Here is a 20175-nt window from a genome sequence, read left to right on the forward strand (position 1 = left end):
CTCAGGAGCACTCGAGATGACCGGATCCAGAGTTGTCGCGCTCGGCCACTATCAACCGGAGCGGGTGCTCACCAACGACGAGCTCGCCACCATGGTCGAGACCAGTGACGAATGGATCCAGAGCCGGGTCGGCATCCGCGAACGCCGCATCGCCGCGCCCGACGAGAGCGTCGACGAAATGGCCTGGCGCGCGGCCGACAAGGCCGTGGCCAATGCGGGCCTCGACAAGGACGAGATCGACTACGTCGTGGTCGCCACCTGTACGGCGATCGACCGGTCACCGAACATCGCCGCCAGGGTCGCGGCCCGCCTCGGCCTCGGCAACCCGGCCGCGATCGACGTGAACACCGCATGCTCCGGCTTCGCCTACGCACTGGCGATGGCCGACCAGGCCATCCGGGCCGGCGACGCGACGAAGGCGCTGGTGATCGGCGTGGAGAAGCTGAGCGACTGGACCGACTGGACCGACCGCACGACGTGCGTGCTGATCGGCGACGGTGCCGGCGCGGCCGTGGTGGTCGCGAGCGACGAGCGCGAGGTCGGTCCGGTGGTCTGGGGCTCGGTGCCGGAGATGTCGGACGCGGTCCGGATCGAGGGCCGCGAAGGCCCGTTCCAGCAGGAAGGCCTGAGCGTCTTCCGCTGGGCCACCACCCAGCTGCCCGAGATCGCCCAGCAGGTCTGCGCGAAGGCCGGGCTCGAGCCCGAGGATCTCGGCGGCGTGGTGCTGCACCAGGCCAACCTGCGCATCATCGAGCCGCTCGCGAAGCGACTCGGCGCGACCAACGCGGTGGTCGCCAAGGACGTCGTCGAGTCCGGCAACACGTCCGCGGCGAGCATCCCGATCGCCCTGTCCAAGCTGGTCGAGAGGCGCGAGATCCCGTCCGGCGCGCCGGTGCTGCTGTTCGGTTTCGGCGGTGGTCTGTCGTACGCCGGCCAGGTCATCCGCTGCCCCTGACGCGGCAGACGCCGTACCCCGGAAGGTCGGGTTTCACGCGGGGAACCGGAACTGCACGGTCCGGATGCACGAGCGGCTGCACGCGCACGGGCGAACACCGTCGCGACCTGACCTGCCGAGCGACCGGTCGCCGGGTACTTCGGCGCGAACGCAGCGGCGTGACCGCATAGACTCAGGTTCCGTGGCTCCGAATTCCGACAAGAACAGCACCGGCGCCCGGATGCGCGCGACCCTCGCGGCGGTGGCACCGGGTACCGAACTGCGCGAAGGCCTGGAACGGATCCTGCGCGGGCGTACCGGCGCCCTGCTCGTCCTGGGTCACGACAAGACCGTCGACTCGATCTCGACCGGCGGCTTCGAGATCGAGGTCGAGTTCACCGCGACCGGGCTGCGTGAGCTGAGCAAGATGGACGGCGCGATCATCCTCGACCGCGACGCCACCCAGCTGATCCGCGCCGCCGTGCACCTGATGCCCGACCCGTCGATCCACACCGACGAGACCGGCACCCGGCACCGCACCGCCGACCGGGTCGCGCGGCAGACCGGGTTCCCGGTGATCTCGGTGTCACAGTCGATGCACATCATCGCGCTGTACGTCGACGACCAGCGCTACGTGCTCGAGGACTCCGGCGCGATCCTGTCCCGCGCCAACCAGGCCTTGGCCACTCTGGAGCGATACAAGCTCCGCCTCGACGAGGTGTCCGGCACCCTGTCCGCACTGGAGATCGAGGACCTCGTCACGGTCCGGGATGTGGCCGCTGTCGCGCAGCGGCTCGAGATGGTCCGCCGGATCGCCACCGAGATCGACGGGTACGTCGTCGAGCTCGGGACCGACGGCCGGTTGCTCACCCTGCAGCTGAACGAGCTGGTCGCCGGTGTCGCCGGCGAACGTGAGCTCGTGGTTCGCGACTACCTGCCACCGGCCGCGGGCCGCCGGCCCAAGACGGCCGACGACGTACTGCTCGAGCTGGATGCGGTCAGCCCCACGGACCTGCTCGACATCGGCCAGGTCGCCCGGGCCCTGCAGCTGGGTGGCGCCGAGCAGCTCGACGCCGCCGTCACCCCGCGCGGCTACCGCCTGCTGGCCAAGGTGCCGCGCCTGCCGGGCGCCGTCATCGACCGGCTGATCGATCACTTCGGCCATCTGCAGAAGTTGCTGGCGGCAAGTATCGACGACCTGCAGACGGTCGAGGGCGTCGGCGAGAACCGCGCCCGCACGGTCCGCGAGGGCCTGTCCCGGCTGGCCGAATCCAGCATCCTCGAACGCTACGTCTGACCATTTGCCACCAAGCGCCCCCGGCTCGTGACCGAGCCCGGGGGCGCTTGCGTTTCCGGGGTACGGCGAGTAATACTCCACACGGAACATTTCGCGCGGAACACTCCGGGTGGAGGACGATGGCCGACCTGACCCCGCTGGCGATCTCGGTGCTGGCGCTGCTCGAGGAGCGGCCGATGCACGCCTACGAGATGTACCAACTGCTCATCAGCCGGCACAACGACCGGATCGTCAAGGTCCGCCCCGGCTCGCTCTACCACACGGTCGAGCGGCTGGCCGGGCAGAACCTCGTCCGCGCGATCGGTACCGAACGCGCCGGCAACCGCCCCGAACGCACGACGTACGAGATCACTCCGGAGGGCAGCGAAGCGCTGACCCGGCGGGTGGAAAGTGGTATCGAGAAGTACGTCTACGAGTACCCGCTCTTCCCGGTGGTGCTGAGCGAGGCACACAACCTGGACGCCGAGGACGCGGTGCTGCGGTTCCGCCGCCGCGTCGAGGACCTGGACCGCTGGCTGGCCGATCTGGACGAAGTGGTCGGCGCCGCCCGGGCGGCGAAGGTGTACGAGCCGTACTGGATCGGCGGCGCCTACGTCCGCAGTCAGATCGCCGCGGAACGCGACTGGCTCGCCACCGTCATCGAACGTATCGAGAGCAAGGACTTGGAATGGCAACCCCGCAAGAAACTGTGAGGCCGGAGGTTCGGCCCTGGCCGGCGCTGTGGGCGCTGGTGCTCGGCTTCTTCATGATCCTGGTCGACTCGACCATCGTGTCGGTCGCGACCCCGGCGATCCTGGACGATCTCGGCACCGACGTCGGCAGCGTCCTCTGGGTGACCAGCGCCTACCTGCTGGCGTACGCCGTACCGCTGCTGGTGACCGGGCGGCTCGGCGACCGGGTCGGGCCGAAGAAGGTCTACCTGACCGGTCTGGCCCTGTTCACGCTGGCCTCGGTCTGGTGCGGTTTCACCACCACGATCGGGATGCTGATCGTGGCCCGGGTCTTCCAGGGTCTCGGCGCGTCGATGATGACGCCGCAGACGATGGCGGTGATCACCCGGATCTTCCCGCCGGACCAGCGCGGCCGGGCGATGAGTCTGTGGGGCGCGACGGCCGGCGTGGCGACCCTGGTCGGCCCGATCCTGGGGGGCGTCCTGGTCGACGGTCTCGGCTGGCAGTGGATCTTCTTCGTGAACGCGCCGGTCGGGGTGGTCGGCTTCGTGCTGGCCATGCGGCTGGTGCCGAACCTGGAGACGCACCCGCACAAGTTCGACCTGATCGGTGTCGCGTTGAGCACGACCGGCCTGTTCTGCCTGGTGTTCGGGATCCAGGAGGGTCAGAAGTACGACTGGGGTCAGATCAAGGGACCGATCTCGGTCTGGTCGCTGATCATCACCGGGCTGGTGCTCCTGGCGGCCTTCGTCATCTGGCAGTCCCGCAATCGCGGTGAGCCGTTGCTGCCACTGGGCTTGTTCAAGGATCGCAACTTCTCACTGGCCAACATCGCGATCACCACGGTCGGGTTCGCGATCACCGCGATGGCGTTCCCGTTGATGCTGTACGCGCAGGCGGTCCGTGGCCTGAGCCCGACGAAGGCCGCGCTGCTGCTGGTCCCGATGGCGGTCATCTCCGGTGCGCTGGCGCCGTTCGTCGGCCGGCTGGTCGACCGGACGCCGCCACGGTTCATCGCGGGCTTCGGGCTGCTCTGCTGCTCGGTGTCGATGTTCTGGCTGAGCCTGGTGATCGAGCCGGATCTGCCGATCTGGGAGCTGCTGCTGCCGATCGCATTGCTGGGTGTCGCGAACGGCTTCATGTGGGCGCCGATCGGCAGCACCGCGACGCGGAACCTGCCGATGAACCAGGCCGGAGCCGGCGCGGGTGTCTACAACACGACGCGCCAGGTCGGTGCCGTCCTCGGCAGCGCGGGCATCGCCGTACTGATCGAGTCGCGACTGGCCCACAACCTGCCGGCCCTGCCAGGTGGTGCGCCTGCCGGCGAGGGTGCTGTTGCCGGAGGCAAGTTGCCGCCGGCACTGGTGCAGGGATTCAGTGACTCGATGGCTCAGTCACTGATCCTGCCGGGCGCCGTACTGCTGATCGGTCTGGTCGCGGCGCTGCTGTTCGTCAAGCCGTCGCACATGGCGCGGCCTGCCGACGTACCGGGATCAAACGATCTGGAAGGCCTGCGCGGATGATGGAGTGCCGTCGAAAACGGCGTTGACCACATAGGTACCGGGCTTGGCCACCGGCTGCCCCGGCAGGCAGCCGGGGCCGGACCGGTGGCCGTTCCACGCCACGGTACTGGTCGCTTGCTTGCCCTCGGCAACCACCAGGGTGGCGCGCTTGATCGCTTGCGCACAATGGGTCGTGGTCCAGATCAGGTCGTTCCCCGACGTCACCGTCACGGTCAGCCGACTGGGATCGACACTCGCCTTGCACCCGTCCGAGACCGGGTCGAGCCGGACCACGAAGTTCAGCACGGACCCGGAGACGATCCGTCGGGTCGCCGGCAGTACGTCGACGCGGAGGTCGGATCCTTCGCAGTTGGTGTCGCGCGGCGTCGGCGGCGGCGTGCTCCTGGCCGGCGTGTCGGTCGGTGTCGCCGTCGGTGTGGTGACCGGCGTCGGCGGCGGGGCGCTGCTGGGGTTCTGCTGCGGGCCGGACGCGGCCGAGTTCTGCGGATCGTCACCGCCACCGGAGAACAGCCGGAAGACCAGGATGAACAGCAGCACCAGGACGACGAGTACCAGTCCCCGGCGGAACCAGTACACGCTGGCGGGCAGATGCCCGACCGGACGGAGCAGGCTGCTCATGCTCGCACCCTAATATCGGCTCTGTGCTCGACCAGTCAGGCTCGCCGCTCACCGCCGCAGCTACCGCTCTGCACGAGCCGGTGCTGCGCTGGTACGACGCCAACGCCCGGGTGCTGCCGTGGCGGCAGCCCGACGCCGGTCCGTGGGCGGTGATGGTCAGTGAGTTCATGCTGCAGCAGACACCGGTCAATCGGGTGCTGCCGGCGTACCACGCCTGGCTGGAGCGGTGGCCGAAGCCGGTGGACCTGGCTGTAGAGCCGCCAGGCGAGGCTGTGCGGGCCTGGGACCGGCTCGGGTACCCACGGCGTGCTCTGCGGCTCCACGCGGCGGCACAGGCGATTGTGGAGCGCCACGGCGGCGAAGTACCGGACGACCACGAAGCACTGCTCGCCCTCCCCGGTGTCGGCACCTACACGGCCGCAGCGATCGCGTCCTTCGCGTTCGGCCAGCGGCACGCGGTTGTCGACACGAATGTGCGCCGGGTGCTCGCGAGAGCTCTCACCGGCGTCGCACAGCCGACCATCTCCCCCACTGCGGCCGACCAGCGGTTGGCAGCGACCGCACTGCCCGCAGACGAACCGACAGCGGCCCGCTGGGCAGTTGCCTCGATGGAGCTCGGCGCTCTGATCTGCACAGCACGTACGCCGAAGTGCGGCGACTGCCCGATCCGCGACCGCTGCGCCTGGGTCCTCGCCGGAAGCCCGCCGTACGACGGTCCGCCGCGCAGAGGGCAGACCTACGAAGGCACCGATCGCCAGGTCCGCGGCCGGCTGCTGGCCGTCCTGCGGGCCGAGTCAGGCGCCGTACCGAAGAAGGCTCTGGACGCCTGCTGGCATGACGAGGTCCAACGTGAGCGCGCGCTGGACGGCCTCGTGGCCGACGGCCTGGTCGAGCCGCTCCCGCGCGCTCGCTACCGGTTGCCGAACTGAGCGACCGGTCACTCGAACTGAAAGGCCGGCCCGAGGTTCTCGGGCCGGCCTGGTGTTTCAGTTCTTCTTGCTGCCGGTGGTGGCTTGCTCGTCGTCGTCGGCCAGCAGGTCGAGCGGCATCGCCGGGCTGCCGGACAGCGTCGCCAGCATCTGGCGGACGTTGGTCAGCTGCGCGTTGATGCTGTCCCGGCGCTGCGTCGCGGCGGCGAGCTCGCGCTCGGACTCGGCCCGGATCCGCTCCGCCTTGTCCTTGGCGGCGGCAACGATCTCCTGAGCCTGCCGGTTCGCGTCGGCCAGCTGCTGCTGAGCCAGCCGCTCCGCCTCGGAGCGGGAGCGGTCGGCTTCGCGCTGCACCTGGGCGGCGCGGTCGGTGACGGCGGCCAGCTGCTGCTCGGCCAGCGCGGTCCGGGCGGCGAACTCCTGCTCGACCTTGCCCCGGCGCTCGGCCAGGGTGGTCTCGAAGGCGGCCGCGGCCTGAGCGGACTTGGCCCGCTCCTGCTCGTACAGCGCCTGGGCCTCGCTGCGGCGCGCGGTCGCGTCGCGCTCGGCCTCGTCACGCATGTCGTCGGCCTGGGTGCGCGCCTCCTCCAGGATGCGGGCAGCCTCGGCGTCGACCTCGCTCTTCCAGTCCAGGGAGTACTGCTCGGCCTCCTTGCGGACCTTCTTGGCGTGCGCCTCGGCGTCGGCGACGATCGCCTCGGCGTCGGTGCGGGCCCGGGTGACCAGGTCACGGGCCTCGTCGTCGGCCAGCGACAGGATCTTCGCCACCCGCTCACCGAACTCGGTGAAGGTGGGCGTCCGGTCCTTGTTGTCCTCCTGGGCGGAGATGACCGCCGACTCCGCGGCGTCCGTGCGCTGCTGCAACTCCTGGACGTGGCGCTGCAGCTGCTCGGACTGCTGCTGCAGCGCGGTCAGCGAGGTGGTCAGCTCACGGATGTGCTGGTCCACCTGGGCAGGCTCGTAGCCACGCAGAACGGTCCGGAACGGGGTTGGGCTTTCACTGCTCATGTCTTCTGATGCTCACTTCGGTGGGTGGGTGGATCACACATTGTCACTGACAAGGATCTGACTGTCACGTCCTCATCCTGATTCCCCCGTGGAACCCTCGCTGGATGACATTCCACCACCTGGACGGAATCCCGGTACAGCGAGTGCCTCGATCACACCCGAAAGCTGGGTGAGCTCCTTGGTGATCTCATCACGGCGCTGGTTCAGTGCCGCGACCCTCGCCTCGGCGTCGGCGAGAAGTTTTCGGGCCTGGGCACGCTGGTCGTCGGCATGCTCGCGGGCCTGCGCCTCGAGCTGCTGCGCCTCGGCGCGGGCCTTGCGGATCAGGTCGTGCGACTGGCGCTGCGCATCGGCCAGATCGTTGGCGGCCCGCTCCCGCAGTACCTGTGTGCTGGCCTGGGCCTCGGCCTCGCGGCGGATCGCCCGCTCGACGATCTCGCGGGCCTCGGTCTGTGCGTTGCCCTTCAGCTTGTCCGCCCGGTTCTGCGCCTGGGCGGTGAGCTTCTCCGCCTCGTGCTGGGCGCTCGCCAGCGTCGCCTCCGCCTGCTGGCTGGCCGTCGACAGCGTGGTCTCGGCCAGCGTGGTCAGCTCGGCGTTCTCCCTGGCGATGGCGTCCTGGGTCTGCTTCAGCCGGCTGGTCGTGCGACCGACCACGCGGCGCATGTGCGCCCGCTTCTGACGCAGTACGTCGGTCGCCTCGGCCTGGGCCTGCGCCCGGATCGACTCGGCCTCGGACTCGGCCGCACCGATCAGGTCGTCGACTGTCCTCTTGCTCCAGCTGGTCTGCCGCTCGGCCTCCGCGAGCGCCGCCTCGGCCGCCTTGTTGGCGTCCTCGACGATCCGCTGCGCCTCGGCCGTCGCCGTACGGCGATCAGCCTCGATCGAGTCGACGACCAGCTTGGCCTGCGCGCGGGCGTCGGCCATCAGCCGCTCGTTGCCGGCCTCGGCCGCGGCCTTGTGCTCGGCGATCTCGGCGACCGCCTCGGCCCGCAACTTGTCGATCTCGAGCGAGATCGAGGCCAGCTTGGCCCGCTCGGTCTCCTCGAGCTCGGCGGTCCGCCGCTCCAGCTCGGCCCGGTTCTCACCGCGCAACCGCTCGATCTCCGCGTGCGCCTCCGCGATCTCGACCCGCGCCTTCTCCCGGGCGCCCTCGACCGCGAACTCCACCGACGCTCGCAGCTCACTCGCCTCGGTCTCGGCGCGGGCGATCAGGTCGGCTTCGTTGCGCACCGCTGCCTGCGAGACCAGCGCGGCCTGCTCGCCGGCGTCGGCGACCAGCTGCTGGGCCTCGCGACCGGCCCGCTCGATCGTCTGCTGTGCCGACTCCCGCGCCATCCGGGCGTCCTCGAGCAGTTCGTCGGCCTCTTCCTTCAGCCGCGCCGCCTCGGCCTCGGCGGCCGCGATCCGCCGGTCCGCCGTCGCTTGCGACTCGGCCCGCAACCGGTCGGCCGCCGCCTGGCTCTCGGTCCGCAGCTGCTCGGCCGCGGCCTCGGACTCGGCCCGGCGCCTGGCCACTTCGTCTGCCACGGCGGCCCGGATTTGTTCGGCCGCGCTCTCCGACTGCGCCTTCAGCCGCTGCGCGATCGAGTTCGCCTCGGCCCGGACCCGCTGCGCTTCACCGGTCGACTCGGCGTGCAGCTGCTGCGCTGCGGCCGCGGCATCCCGGCGTACTCGCTCCGCCTCTGCGGTCGACTCGGCGCGGAGTCGCTCGGCGGTGGCCTCGGCCTCGGCGCGGACCCGGTCGGCCTCGGCCTCGGACTCGTTCCGCAGCTGGTCGGCGGCCCGGTCGGCGTCGTTCAGCAGGCGCTGCGCGGCGGCGTTCGCGTCGGTCCGCAGCTTCTGCGCCGCTGCCTCGGCGTCGGCCCGCAGCCGCTCGCTCTGGGCCCGGATCCGGCCGGCTTCCTCGCGGACGACGTCGTTCTCGTGCTCGGCCTGCTCGCGCAGGGTGTCCGCGATCCGCTGGGCTCGTTCGAGCACGCCACCCGCTTGCCGCACGCCAAAGGAACCGGTGTCGGCGACCGGTTCCTGGGTCAGTGGCAGACGCGGCGCGTCCATGCGACGAGATGATTCCATCCCCGGCCCCCTTTCCGACAGTCCGGGTCCATCAGCGTGGTCACAGGGTTACAACGCGGTACATGGGTGGCAGGTAACTTCTTTTCATGCCGCTGCGCGATCTTCCCACCGAATCGAAGGCCGCGGCGGCCCTTCTTCGTACCGATGAGATCACGCACCGCAGGACCATACGACGAACGGGGTGGCAGGGCGTCACGCTGGCGTGTCTCAGTGTGGCCACAGTGCTCTCGGTGCTCGTCCCGGCCCCGGTGGGCACAGGCTGTTACCTCTGGCGGGCGACCACCCAGCCGGTGAACGGCCGCGGTGCGGCCCTGGTGCTGCCGGTCGCGATGGTCCTGCTTGTGCTCGCGGATCGCTTGTCTGCGGACCGATTCCAGCTTCGCCGGCAGATCAGATGGACCGGTACGACGGCGATCGCGCTGGTCACCGTGGCGACCTGGACAGGCCTGGTCGGGCAGGGCCGCTCGGGTTGCACCACCTCACCGGCAGTGATCGGCACTATCGCCTGCGGGACCATCGCGACCGCGGTCGCGGCGCACTGGGTGATGCGCTCGCCTGCCCCGCCCGCACCCGTCGATGACGAGCCCGGCGAGGACGCCGAAGAACCTCTCAACCAGTCCGAATTGCGGGCAGTCTTTGTCCGACTGATGACCACTGTCGACAACTGGCCCTCGCTCCGGCTCCAGCTGATGCCGGTGGTCACCGGCGTCCTCGCCGTACTGCTGGTGGCCTCCACGGTCCTGTCCTGGCGTGAACTGCTCGACCCGGTGGCGCTCGGTCCGACGGCCGCCGAGGCTGGTCTAGCCCGGTCTCAACTCTGGGAGATCCCGTCGGCCCGGACATGGGCCGTCGCCATCTGTCTGCTCGCGGTCGCGACGTTGCTGTCGTCCGGTTTGGTACGTCGTACCTTGGCCGTTGGCACTGGGACAGCGGTGGTTGCCGGGGTCCTGTCGCACATGGTGTGGCTGCCACCGAAGCTGCCAAATGGTGTGGGATACCGGCCCGGTCTGGGTGCTTGGACCGCGCTTGGACTCGGCTTGCTACTCGTTGCCGCAGGCATGGTGGGTGTGCGCGGCCTGCGAGTCGTTGCCGGTGCGGCAGTGGTCGGGCTGCTCGGCGGGCTGCTGCTTCCGTCGGCGACAGGAGCCGGGTATGCGCCCGAAACAGCCGCCGGGAAGCCGCACCGGTTGCTGGATCTGCACGGTGGCCAACTGGTCGACCGCCTTGGCATGCGGGTGTCCATCGGTACGCCGGATGCCTTGGATTCGTTGGCCGGGACGCTCGACGGGTCGCCAGGGCAATGGCTGCTGGGGCGGACCGGATCCGAGAGCTCGACGGTGTTCGCGTACCGGGACGGAGTCGCGCTGCCACAGGTGACGCTGAACCACGGCGCCACTCCGCCGGCACTGTGGGGCGTCGCCGACAACCGCATGGTCATGCTGGCCGGCGGAGCGCTCGGCAAGCCGTGGGCGATCCTGGCCGTGCCGCTCGACCTGGCACAGGCCGACGTGAGCCTCAGCCACAAGAACCAGAACGGCACGTACTACGTGACGCCGGGCGTGCAGATCCTTGCGACCGGCATCGGTCCCGCACTCAGCCACCGCAACTCGGACCGGTCGATCGTGGTGTCGGGTTCGACGACCACCTGGCAGATCCCCGCGAACCAGCTGCGACCGGGCATGGCGCTGAAGGACTTCGTGATCGACCCGGGTATCGGTGCACCAGGCAACGAGGTCTCCAGCGGCCCGGACGGTACGACGGCCTGGCGTACGAGCGAGACCGGGTTGGCGATCATCCGGCCGGGCGGAGAACCGCAGCAGCTGACCGGGATCGCGCCGGCGGGCTGTGTGGTGAGCAGCGATGCGGCCAGCTCGTCCATGACCGTGGACGCATTCGCGGTCGATGTGCGGGGCAACCTTTGGCTGGGTGGTGGTGCCCCGACGTCGGTGATCACTCCGGACGGCGTACTGCGGAAGCTGCCGGGTGGAGCGGATGGTGTCGAAAGCATCGAGGCCAAGCCGGACGGATCGGTGGTGCTCGGGGCGTCACCGGGTGGGGGCGGCCAGGTGCTGGTGATTCCTGATGCGGCGACGGCGGCCGCGGCGTACTCGGCTGCACCGCCGCCTGATCGCCGGTGTGATCGGCGTACGCCGGTTGCCGGGACGACGACGTACACGGCGAGCGACGTGCCGGCGGTGCCTGTGGTGGATGGCCAGCCGGGCGCGGTCGGCGTGAGCTCTCAGCTGGCCCTGGACGCCGCTGGGAGGCTGGTTCGGGTTCGAGTGCCGTTGGCGGCGCGCGCGTGGGCTCCGGACGGTCAGGGCGGCGTGTGGTGGACCCTGCTCGATCAGCCGGGCGCGGAGACCGCCGTACATCTGGTGGACGGCCGGACGACGCGTGTGCACGATCCGCAGCCGGTGCAGGGTGATCAGAAGGCCGAGTTCGCCGGGGCCGCCGGGGATCGGCTGGTGACTGCGATCACTGCGAGCGTCTACAACCTCTACGGGCCGGGGAGCTCGGTACGTCGCGTCCAGGTGAAGGGCACGCTGCGGCCGGACGGGTTGGTGCAGTTGCTGTCCGGTGCGGTGGCGATGGTTCTGGGCGAGCGACTCGTGCTCGTCGGGCCGGACGGGCAGTCGGTCACGCTGCTCGGTGGTTCGACGACCGGGTGGCCTGTCTCGGCGACCGGCGTACCTGCGTTGCAGCGGACCGCCGACGGGACGTGGTTCGCCGGGCCCGACGGCAAGCTTTGGGGGTACGACGGCAGCCACCTCGTCCGCGTGGACGCGCCGGGACGCATCACGGTCGTCGCGGGGCCGACCCAAGGTGTCCCGCAGGCCGCCGATCACCTCACGGTCATCGGATCGGCGCTCTACTTCGAGCTGGGCAACGATCTGATCCGCTTGGACGCCTCATGACCGGGCTACCGGACGAGGATCTCCCCGGCCGTCTCGACGCGGCAGAAGGCGAGCTGGCCACTGCTGAGCATCGGTGGTTCGCCCGTGCCACGCTCTTCGCCGCACTGGCTACCGGAGTGGCCCTGCTGCTTCCGTGGACCTACAGCCGGCGCCTTGGCTTGTCCGTCTGGCAGCTCGGCATCGAGACCGAACCGGCTCTGGCCTTCACCTGGCTGGCCGGTCTGGCCACCACAGTCGTCGGACTGCTCCTGAAGCCCGGCGCCAAGTCCCGGGCAACCGCAGCCGTCACCACGATCATCACTCTGCTCTTCCTGGCCGCCACTTGGCAGGCCACCAACCCCGCCACGCCCACCGACACCTGGACAGCCCCCGGCCCTGCCGTGGCCCTCGCCACCTCGCTGACCTGGCTCCTCACCACGCTCCCCCAGTTCTTCACCCCGAGCTCCCGTCCCGCGACCCCATCCGCCCTTGCCCGAACGATCACCCGCCTCCGTCGTACCCGCTGATCTCACCTACCGCGGATGTCCCTCGGCGCCCGCCACGTTGCCGCGGATCAGCGGGAGCACAGACATCGCCATGACGGCGGCAGCGACAAGCAGCATCGACCGGCTGCCCAGCCGGGCTCCACCGAGCCCGCCGACCAGACCGCCCACCGGGAACAGCGCATAGACCAGGAACCGTCGTACGGCGTTCACGCGCCCGAGCAGGTCCGGCGGGGTGACCAACTGGCGCATAGTCAGCTGGCCGATCGTGTACACGGCGCCGGACACCCCGCCGACGAACTGTCCGATCCCGACCAGCACAGCGGGGACCACGCCGAACGGCGCCATCAGCAGCGCGATCGCGGCCGCCGTCGTGAGGATCGCGACCATGACCGAGCGGCCGAATCCGAAGCGGGTGGCCGCCCAATTCGCCAGCAGCCCTCCGACCACCCCGCCCACGCCGGCGAGCATCGCAAGCAGGCCGACAAGTCCCGCGGAGAAGTGCAGCTCACGCACCAGGGCCAGCACCAGCGACGAGTCCCGGATCGCCACCGCGAACGCCCCGATGCCGGACGACAGGCATAGCGCGACCAGGACCCGATCCTTCAGCACGTACGCCAGGCCGCTCCGGATGTCGCCGATGATCCCCCTCCGCCCACTGATCCTCGCTGCCACCAGCTCGGGCGACCGCAGGAACAGCAGCAGAACCCCGGAGCAGACGTACGACACGGCATCGACGGCGAGCGCGACAGTGGCGCCAACGAGCTGGACCAGGCCACCGCCCAGCCCGTTCCCCGCGATGCCGGCCACCGAACCGTTGACCGAGATGGCACTGTTCCCCGCGCCCAGCATCGCGGACGGAAGCACCCGCGGCACCATCGACGCCGAGGCCAGGTCATTCACTACCGTCTGCGCCTGCACGAGGAAGACAACGCCGTACAGCACCGGCATCGACAACAGGTCGAACAGGCCGAGGACCGGTACGGCGCCCAGACAGAGCGCGCGGCCGAAGTCGGTGAGAACCAGCACGGGCCGTTGCGGCCACCGATCGATCAGTGCGCCGGCCACCAAGCTGAACAGCACATGCGGTACGGCGTTCAGCGCCGTCAGGATGCCGACCTCCAGCGGTGATGCGTGGAGCACCACAGCCGCCAGCAACGGGACGGCTAGCACGGTCACTCCCGTGCCCAGCGCGGAGACCAGGTGCGCGCCCCAGAGCCGCCGGAAGTCCGGATACCCACGCAGCGCCGCCAACCATCGGGGCCCAGTCAGCTCACTCATGTCCCGTACGACGACGCGGCGCCGCGAATCGTCACCAGATCTGCTGCAAGAAAAATGCCGAGCGCGGCGAGCAAAGTGCTCGCCGCGCTCGGCTTGCTGGAAGGTAGGTCCCTCAGATCAGGTGTCCTGCAGACCTGAACTCCCACCGGCGGCCAGGTCGGTCAGCTCCAGGTCGGGGCTGCTCGCCTTCGGCGTACCGGTGAAGGTGAAGTACTCCGCCAGGCCGTCGGAGTTGACCGTGCCCTCGGGGGCCGCGTCGACCAGAACGATCTGGCCAGGGCGCACCTCCCCGAACAGGATCTTCTCCGCCAGCACGTCTTCGACGTCGCGCTGGAGTGCGCGGCGCAGCGGACGGGCGCCCAGGACCGGGTCGAAGCCACGCTTGGCGACCAGTTCCTTCGCCGCCGAGGTGAGCTCGATGCCCATGTCCTTGTCCTTGAGCCGCTCCTCCACCTGCCCGACCATCAGGTCGACGATCTTGATGATCTCGTCCGGGCCGTGCTGGTGGAACACCACGATCTCGTCGACGCGGTTCAGGAACTCGGGCCGGAAGTGCTGCTTGAGCTCCTCGGTGACCTTCGCCTTCATCTTCTCGTACGAACCCGAGGTGTCGCTGGCCTGCGAGAAGCCGAGGCTGACGGCCTTCGCGATGTCCTTCGTCCCGAGGTTCGTGGTCATGATGATGATGGTGTTCTTGAAGTCGACCACGCGGCCCTGGGCGTCGGTCAGACGACCCTCGTCCAGGATCTGCAGCAGCGAGTTGAAGATGTCCGGGTGGGCCTTCTCCACCTCGTCGAACAGCACCACGCTGAACGGCTTGCGGCGCACCTTCTCGGTCAGCTGACCGCCCTCTTCGTACCCGACGTAGCCAGGCGGGGACCCGAACAACCGGGACGCCGTGTGCTTCTCGGAGTACTCCGACATGTCCAGGCTGATCAGTGCCGACTGGTCACCGAACAGGAACTCGGTCAGTGCCTTCGACAGCTCGGTCTTACCGACGCCGGACGGGCCGGCGAAGATGAACGAGCCGCTCGGGCGACGCGGGTCCTTCAGGCCTGCACGAGTACGCCGGATGGAGCGCGACACCGCCTTCACGGCGTCCTCCTGGCCGATGTACTTCTTGTGCAGCTCCTTCTCCATGTCGAGCAGCCGGGTCGACTCCTCCTCGGTCAGCTTGAAGACCGGGATGCCGGTGGCCGTGCTGAGCACCTCGGCGATCAGCTCCTCGTCCACCTCGGCGACGACGTCCATGTCGCCGGCCTTCCACTGCTTCTCCCGCTCCGACTTGGCGTTGATCAGCTTCTTCTCGTCGTCGCGAAGGCTCGCGGCGCGCTCGAAGTCCTGCGCGTCGATCGCCGACTCCTTCTCCCGGCGCACGTTCGCGATCTTCTCGTCGAACTCGCGCAGGTCCGGCGGAGCCGTCATCCGGCGGATCCGCAGCCGGGCCCCGGCCTCGTCGATCAGGTCGATCGCCTTGTCCGGCAGGAACCGGTCGGAGATGTACCGGTCGGCCATCTGCGCGGCGTTCACCAGCGCGGCGTCGGTGATGGTCACCCGGTGGTGTGCCTCGTAGCGGTCCCGCAGGCCCTTGAGGATCTCGATCGTGTGTGCGATCGAGGGCTCGGCCACCTGGATCGGCTGGAACCGGCGCTCCAGCGCGGCGTCCTTCTCGACGTACTTGCGGTACTCGTCGAGGGTGGTGGCACCGATGGTCTGCAGTTCGCCGCGGGCCAGCATCGGCTTCAGGATGCTCGCCGCGTCGATCGCGCCCTCGGCCGCGCCGGCCCCGACGAGGGTGTGGATCTCGTCGATGAACAGCACGATGTCGCCGCGGGTGCGGATCTCCTTGAGCACCTTCTTCAGGCGTTCCTCGAAATCACCCCGATAGCGGGACCCCGCTACCAGTGCGCCCAGGTCGAGTGAGTAGATCTGCTTGTCCTTCAGCGTCTCCGGGACGTCACCACGGACGATCTGCTGGGCCAGACCCTCCACGATGGCGGTCTTGCCGACGCCCGGCTCACCGATCAGGACAGGGTTGTTCTTGGTCCGCCGGGACAGCACCTGCATGACCCGCTCGATCTCCATCTCGCGCCCGATCACCGGGTCGAGTTTCGATTCGCGGGCCGACTGGGTGTAGTTCCGGCCGAACTGGTCGAGCACCAGCGAGCTGCTGGGCGCACCCTCGGCGGCTGGGCCACCGGCGGACGCCGTCTCCTTGCCCTGGTACCCGCTCAGCAGCTGGATGACCTGCTGCCGGACCTTGTTGAGGTCCGCGCCGAGCTTGACCAGGACCTGCGCGGCGACACCCTCACCCTCGCGGATGAGGCCGAGCAGGATGTGCTCGGTGCCGATGTAGTTGTGGCCCAGTTGCAGGGCCTCGCGCAGGGAGAGCTCCAGCACCTTCTTGGCGCGGGGGGTGAACGGGATGTGCCCGCTCGGTGCCTGCTGCCCCTGGCCGATGATCTCTTCGACCTGGGAGCGGACAGCCTCGAGCGAGATACCCAGGCTCTCGAGAGCCTTGGCGGCGACACCCTCACCCTCGTGGATCAGGCCGAGCAGGATGTGCTCGGTCCCGATGTAGTTGTGGCTGAGCATCCTGGCCTCTTCCTGAGCCAGGACGACTACCCGACGGGCGCGGTCCGTAAATCGTTCAAACATCGCCAAAGCGCTCCTTGCCTCAGAGGAGTCGGACGTACCGTGTGGTCCGACCCCCGTACATGCATGCTAGTCCCCGGTGCCGACAGGCTCGCTCTGGGCGAACAAAAGAACACTGCTCGATCGACCACCGGGAGGCATCACAAGGGAAGAACCCCGTGGCTCTCCAGCGTGTTCCCGTCCGGCCCCGATCCGACAGCGTGTTCGCCACCAGCGAATTCACCGAACTACCTGCCGGAGCAACCATCCGCTCCCGATCCCCGGTCACCGGGGCGTCCACACTGTGAAACAACCGGAATGCGGACGGTCCCGGCACCCTGGTGGGCGCCGGGACCGGCAGGTCCGTGGGAATTACTTGGCTTCGTTGTAGGCCGCGCGTACCTCGGCGGAGATCCGGCCCCGCTCGCTCACCTCGTAGCCGTTCTCCTTGGCCCAGGCCCTGATGTCGGCGGAGTCCGACGCCGACCGGCCGCGGCCCCGTGCCCGGCCCGCGGCACCGCGGCGCCCGGACACCCGGCGCGCCGAGCCGACGTACCCGGCCATGGCGTCGCGCAGCTTGGCGGCATTCTTCTTCGACAGGTCGATCTCGTACGTCGTGCCGTCCAGCCCGAAGGTCACGGTCTCGTCGGCCTTACCTCCGTCGAGATCGTCCTCGAGAACTACCTGCACCCTTTGCGCCATCGATGACAGTCCTTTCCGCGCCCGCCACCGGGCACAATCCCCCTGCCGAATTGTTCGCACCTGATTTGTACCGCACAAACCGCCTTCGTGTCATTCACCACCCGGAATGTTCCGGAAAGATGTGACCAAAACCTTCGGTTCGGTGAGGTACGGGCGACACTGTGCTCCGACGGTGACCTTCAGTATTCAGCCGGGCCGGTGGATCGTAACTCGGGCTGGACCGGAATCAATTGGACCCCGGGAATTGCATGACCCGGAGGTTGTGCTATGCAACGAACCTCCGGGCCGGTTTCCTGAATCACTCGGGTGCGGGCGGAATCACTCCGGGCGCAGCAACGGGAACAGAATCGTCTCCCGGATACCGGCGCCGGTGAACAGCATCACCAGCCGGTCCAGGCCCATCCCCATCCCGCCGGCCGGCGGCATGCCGAACTCCATCGCGCGCAGGAAGTCCTCGTCCAGCTCCATCGCCTCCGGGTCGCCGGCTGCGGCCAGCAACGACTGTGCCACCAGGCGTTCCCGCTGGATCACCGGATCGTTCAGTTCCGAGTAGGCGGTGCCCAGCTCGACGCCGTTCACGATCAGGTCCCAGGCCTCGACCAGTCCGGGAATTTCGCGGTGCGGCTTCGCCAGCGGCCGCGCCGACTCCGGATAGTCACGGACAAAGGTGGGCTGGATCAGCGTGTGCTCGACCAGCTTCTCGAACAACTCCACCGCGATCTCACCGGCATTCCAGCCCGGCTGCAGCTCGACGTCGTGCTGCTCGGCCAGCTTGGTCAGCGCGGCCACGTCGGTGGTCACGTCGACGGTCTCACCGACGGCTTCGGAGACGAGACCGAAAAGCGTCGTATGCCGGAACGGCTGCTCCAGATCGATGTCCGAACCGTCGCGCGCGGTGATCGTGGTCCGGCCGATCGCACGACCGGCGTTCCGCATCAGCTCGGCGAAGAGTTCGGCCATCGTGTCGTAATCGCCGTACGCCTCATACGCCTCGATCATCGAGAATTCCGCCGCATGGGTGGAGTCGAGTCCCTCGTTGCGGAACGTCCGGCCGATCTCGAAGACCCGGTCGACGCCGCCGATCATCGCCCGCTTGAGATCCAGCTCGAGCGCGATCCGCAGCTTCATCTCCTGGTCGAACGCGTTCAGGTGGGTCGAGAACGGCCGCGCCGCGGCGCCGCCGTTGGTCAGCTGCAGCACCGGCGTCTCGACCTCGATGAAGTCGTGCGCGTCGAAGGTCGCCCGCAGTGACTTCAGTACGGCGGCCTTGTTCCGGACCATCTCGCGCGCCTCCGGGCGGACGATCAGGTCGACGTAGCGCAGCCGGACGCGGGCCTCCTCGTTCAGCGGCTTGTGCTCGTTCGGGAGCGGGCGCAGCGTCTTGGCGGCCATCTGCCAGCCGGTCGCCTGCACGGACAGCTCACCGCGACGGCTGGTGATCACCTCGCCCTGGACGGACAGCAGGTCGCCGATGTCGACGAGTTGCTTGAACCGGGCCAGCCCCTCGTCGCCGAGGTCGGCCACCGACAGCATCACCTGGAGCTCGGTCCCGTCGCCCTCGCGCAGCCGCACGAAGCACAGCTTGCCGGTGTTGCGGAGGAAGATGACCCGGCCGGCCACCGAGACCTGCTCGCCGGTCCGGGTGTCCGGCTCCAGCTCCTGTCCGTCGTACTTCGCCCGCAGGTCCTTCAGCAGGTGCGTCCGCGGCACCGAGATCGGGTACGGCTGCACTCCCTCCGCCAGCAGGCGGTCACGCTTCTCCCGGCGAACCCGCATCTGCTCGGGCAGGTCGTCCTGCCCGCTGTCGGGGTTCACCGGGTTCACGTGTGCGTCTGTCATGCCTAAAGGCTAGTGACTGACCGCCTCCACAACCGAATCCTTTGTTCGCACCAGCAGTACGGCGGCGATCGCAGCGGTCACCACGCCGGTGATCCCGCAGGCCACGAAGGTCATCCGGGTCCCGAGCGCCGCGCCGAGGAGACCACCCAGCGGAAGCGCGATCAGGCTGCAGCCCCGGACCGTGCCGCCCAGCGCCGCGACGACCCGCCCGCGGACGTGTTCGGCCGTCCGGGTGACGATGAGGGTGCTGCAGGCGGCGTTGAGCATGCCGCTGCCGGCTCCGACCGCCAGGCAGCCGATGGCCAGCGTGACCACGTCGTGCGACAGGCCCATGAGCACGCACGAACCGCCGATGGCGGCCATCCCGGCCAGCAAGGCCCGGGAGCGGGACGCAGCTGTCACCAAGCGGCCACTGCCCCAGGCCCCGAGGATCGCTCCGGCTCCCTGGGCGGCCATCAGCCAGCCATAGCCCGACGCGCCGAGTCCGACCTCGTCGGTGACCAGGAACACCTCGACGACGTTGACCGCCTCACCCGTGAGCACGAAGACCCACAGACACGTCACCAGGATCCGGAGCAGCGAGTCGCCGAACAGACTGCGCAGACCGGCCATCAGCGCGCCGGGCTCCCGGACAGCGCCCGGCTCGGGGCGGCGGCGGGTGGTGACCAGCCGGGCGACCAGGCCCAGGACGAGGAAGGTCAGGGCGTCGATCAGGAGGGCGCCGCGGTCGCCGGACCAGCCCACGAGCACGCCACCGGCGGCGGAGCCGGTCAGGGTGGCGACGCCGATCAGCGCCTGGCTGGTGCCGGTGGTCTTGCCGACCAGCTCGTCGCCGACGATGCGCGGGATGAGTGCACCCCAGGCAGGTCCGGCCACAGCTTGACCGACCTGCAACACGCAGACCAGCGCCAGAGTCTCGGCCAGGCCATGACTGAAGGCCAGACCGACACCGGCGGCCGCCTGAAGCAGCGACGCCCAGACCAGGACTGTGCGGGAGTCGTGGCCGTCCACGATCCGGCCGGCGAACGGGATCATCGCGACGGTCGGCACGGCGAACGCCAGCAGCAGGGCCGTGATCGCGCCGGGTCCGCCGTCGTGGGACACGCGCAGCATCAGCGCGACCAGTGCCACCGAGTCACCCGCGTAGGACAGCGCGCGGGCGGGCAGCACCAGCCGGATGTCGGGGAAGGACCAGATCGAAGTCTGAAGTGATTGCTTCATAGTTGTGAAGTTACTGCTTCATATTCCGGATCGTCAAGGGATTGG

15 protein-coding genes are annotated in these 20175 nt (G+C 69.2%); 7 read left to right on the forward strand and 8 right to left on the reverse strand.

Features of this window, described 5'->3' with window-relative positions:
• Nucleotides 1-16: 16 nt before the first annotated feature.
• From ACIBG5_RS17835 to ACIBG5_RS17850, 4 genes are all read left to right on the forward strand, one after another.
• The gene (locus ACIBG5_RS17835; protein ID WP_396392595.1) at nucleotides 17-955 is read left to right on the forward strand and encodes a beta-ketoacyl-ACP synthase III; all 939 of its coding nucleotides are present in this window, start codon (nucleotides 17-19) and stop codon (nucleotides 953-955) included.
• 220 nt (nucleotides 956-1175) lie between these two features.
• On the forward strand, nucleotides 1176-2231 hold the full coding sequence (gene disA / locus ACIBG5_RS17840; protein ID WP_393381159.1) for a DNA integrity scanning diadenylate cyclase DisA: 1056 nt from the start codon (nucleotides 1176-1178) through the stop codon (nucleotides 2229-2231).
• 119 nt (nucleotides 2232-2350) lie between these two features.
• Entirely contained in the window at nucleotides 2351-2923 is a 573-nt protein-coding gene (locus ACIBG5_RS17845) for a PadR family transcriptional regulator (protein ID WP_396392596.1), read from the forward strand.
• Nucleotides 2899-4425 carry a DHA2 family efflux MFS transporter permease subunit gene (locus ACIBG5_RS17850; RefSeq protein WP_396392597.1) on the forward strand — a complete coding sequence of 509 codons (1527 nt, stop codon included), beginning with the start codon at nucleotides 2899-2901 and terminating at the stop codon, nucleotides 4423-4425. The genes ACIBG5_RS17845 and ACIBG5_RS17850 overlap by 25 nt, the downstream gene beginning before the upstream one ends.
• Here the strand turns inward: ACIBG5_RS17850 and ACIBG5_RS17855 are convergent.
• Nucleotides 4396-5043 (reverse strand): hypothetical protein, encoded by a 648-nt coding sequence (locus ACIBG5_RS17855; protein WP_396392599.1) that lies wholly within the window; start codon nucleotides 5041-5043, stop codon nucleotides 4396-4398. The genes ACIBG5_RS17850 and ACIBG5_RS17855 overlap by 30 nt on opposite strands.
• A gap of 23 nt (nucleotides 5044-5066) precedes the next feature.
• Here ACIBG5_RS17855 and ACIBG5_RS17860 point away from each other — a divergent pair, with 23 nt between their 5' ends.
• On the forward strand, nucleotides 5067-5972 hold the full coding sequence (locus tag ACIBG5_RS17860; RefSeq protein ID WP_396392600.1) for an A/G-specific adenine glycosylase: 906 nt from the start codon (nucleotides 5067-5069) through the stop codon (nucleotides 5970-5972).
• 57 nt (nucleotides 5973-6029) lie between these two features.
• On the opposite strand, the gene ACIBG5_RS17865 is transcribed toward ACIBG5_RS17860, so the two are convergent.
• Together ACIBG5_RS17865 and ACIBG5_RS17870 are read right to left on the reverse strand one after the other, a co-directional pair.
• The gene (locus tag ACIBG5_RS17865) at nucleotides 6030-6980 is read right to left on the reverse strand and encodes a DivIVA domain-containing protein (RefSeq protein WP_131360044.1); all 951 of its coding nucleotides are present in this window, start codon (nucleotides 6978-6980) and stop codon (nucleotides 6030-6032) included.
• Between the two features lie 72 nt (nucleotides 6981-7052).
• Nucleotides 7053-9035, reverse strand: a complete 1983-nt coding sequence (locus ACIBG5_RS17870) for a kinetoplast-associated-like protein (protein WP_396392601.1) — start codon at nucleotides 9033-9035, stop codon at nucleotides 7053-7055.
• A 104-nt stretch (nucleotides 9036-9139) separates the two neighbouring features.
• On the opposite strand from ACIBG5_RS17870, the gene ACIBG5_RS17875 reads away from it, so the two are divergent.
• Together ACIBG5_RS17875 and ACIBG5_RS17880 are read left to right on the forward strand one after the other, a co-directional pair.
• Entirely contained in the window at nucleotides 9140-11971 is a 2832-nt protein-coding gene (locus ACIBG5_RS17875) for a hypothetical protein (protein WP_396392603.1), read from the forward strand.
• Nucleotides 11968-12477: a hypothetical protein gene (locus ACIBG5_RS17880; protein WP_396392604.1), complete on the forward strand. Its 510-nt coding sequence runs from the start codon at nucleotides 11968-11970 to the stop codon at nucleotides 12475-12477. The genes ACIBG5_RS17875 and ACIBG5_RS17880 overlap by 4 nt, the downstream gene beginning before the upstream one ends.
• A gap of 6 nt (nucleotides 12478-12483) precedes the next feature.
• Here ACIBG5_RS17880 and ACIBG5_RS17885 read toward each other — a convergent pair whose 3' ends face one another.
• From ACIBG5_RS17885 to ACIBG5_RS17905, 5 genes are all read right to left on the reverse strand, one after another.
• On the reverse strand, nucleotides 12484-13734 hold the full coding sequence (locus ACIBG5_RS17885; RefSeq protein ID WP_396392605.1) for an MFS transporter: 1251 nt from the start codon (nucleotides 13732-13734) through the stop codon (nucleotides 12484-12486).
• Between the two features lie 117 nt (nucleotides 13735-13851).
• A complete protein-coding gene (locus ACIBG5_RS17890; protein WP_396392606.1) occupies nucleotides 13852-16392 on the reverse strand; it encodes an ATP-dependent Clp protease ATP-binding subunit in 2541 nt (846 codons plus the stop codon).
• A 348-nt stretch (nucleotides 16393-16740) separates the two neighbouring features.
• Complete coding sequence (locus ACIBG5_RS17895; RefSeq protein ID WP_131360032.1) at nucleotides 16741-17070, reverse strand: Lsr2 family protein; 330 nt, start codon at nucleotides 17068-17070, stop codon at nucleotides 16741-16743.
• Between the two features lie 318 nt (nucleotides 17071-17388).
• The gene (gene lysS, locus ACIBG5_RS17900) at nucleotides 17389-18909 is read right to left on the reverse strand and encodes a lysine--tRNA ligase (RefSeq protein WP_396392607.1); all 1521 of its coding nucleotides are present in this window, start codon (nucleotides 18907-18909) and stop codon (nucleotides 17389-17391) included.
• Nucleotides 18910-18918: 9 nt separating this feature from the next.
• Complete coding sequence (locus ACIBG5_RS17905) at nucleotides 18919-20130, reverse strand: MFS transporter (RefSeq protein ID WP_396392608.1); 1212 nt, start codon at nucleotides 20128-20130, stop codon at nucleotides 18919-18921.
• Nucleotides 20131-20175: the final 45 nt, after the last annotated feature.

The sequence above is a fragment of the Kribbella sp. NPDC050241 genome (assembly GCF_044459685.1).
Classification (GTDB): Bacteria; Actinomycetota; Actinomycetes; order Propionibacteriales; family Kribbellaceae; genus Kribbella.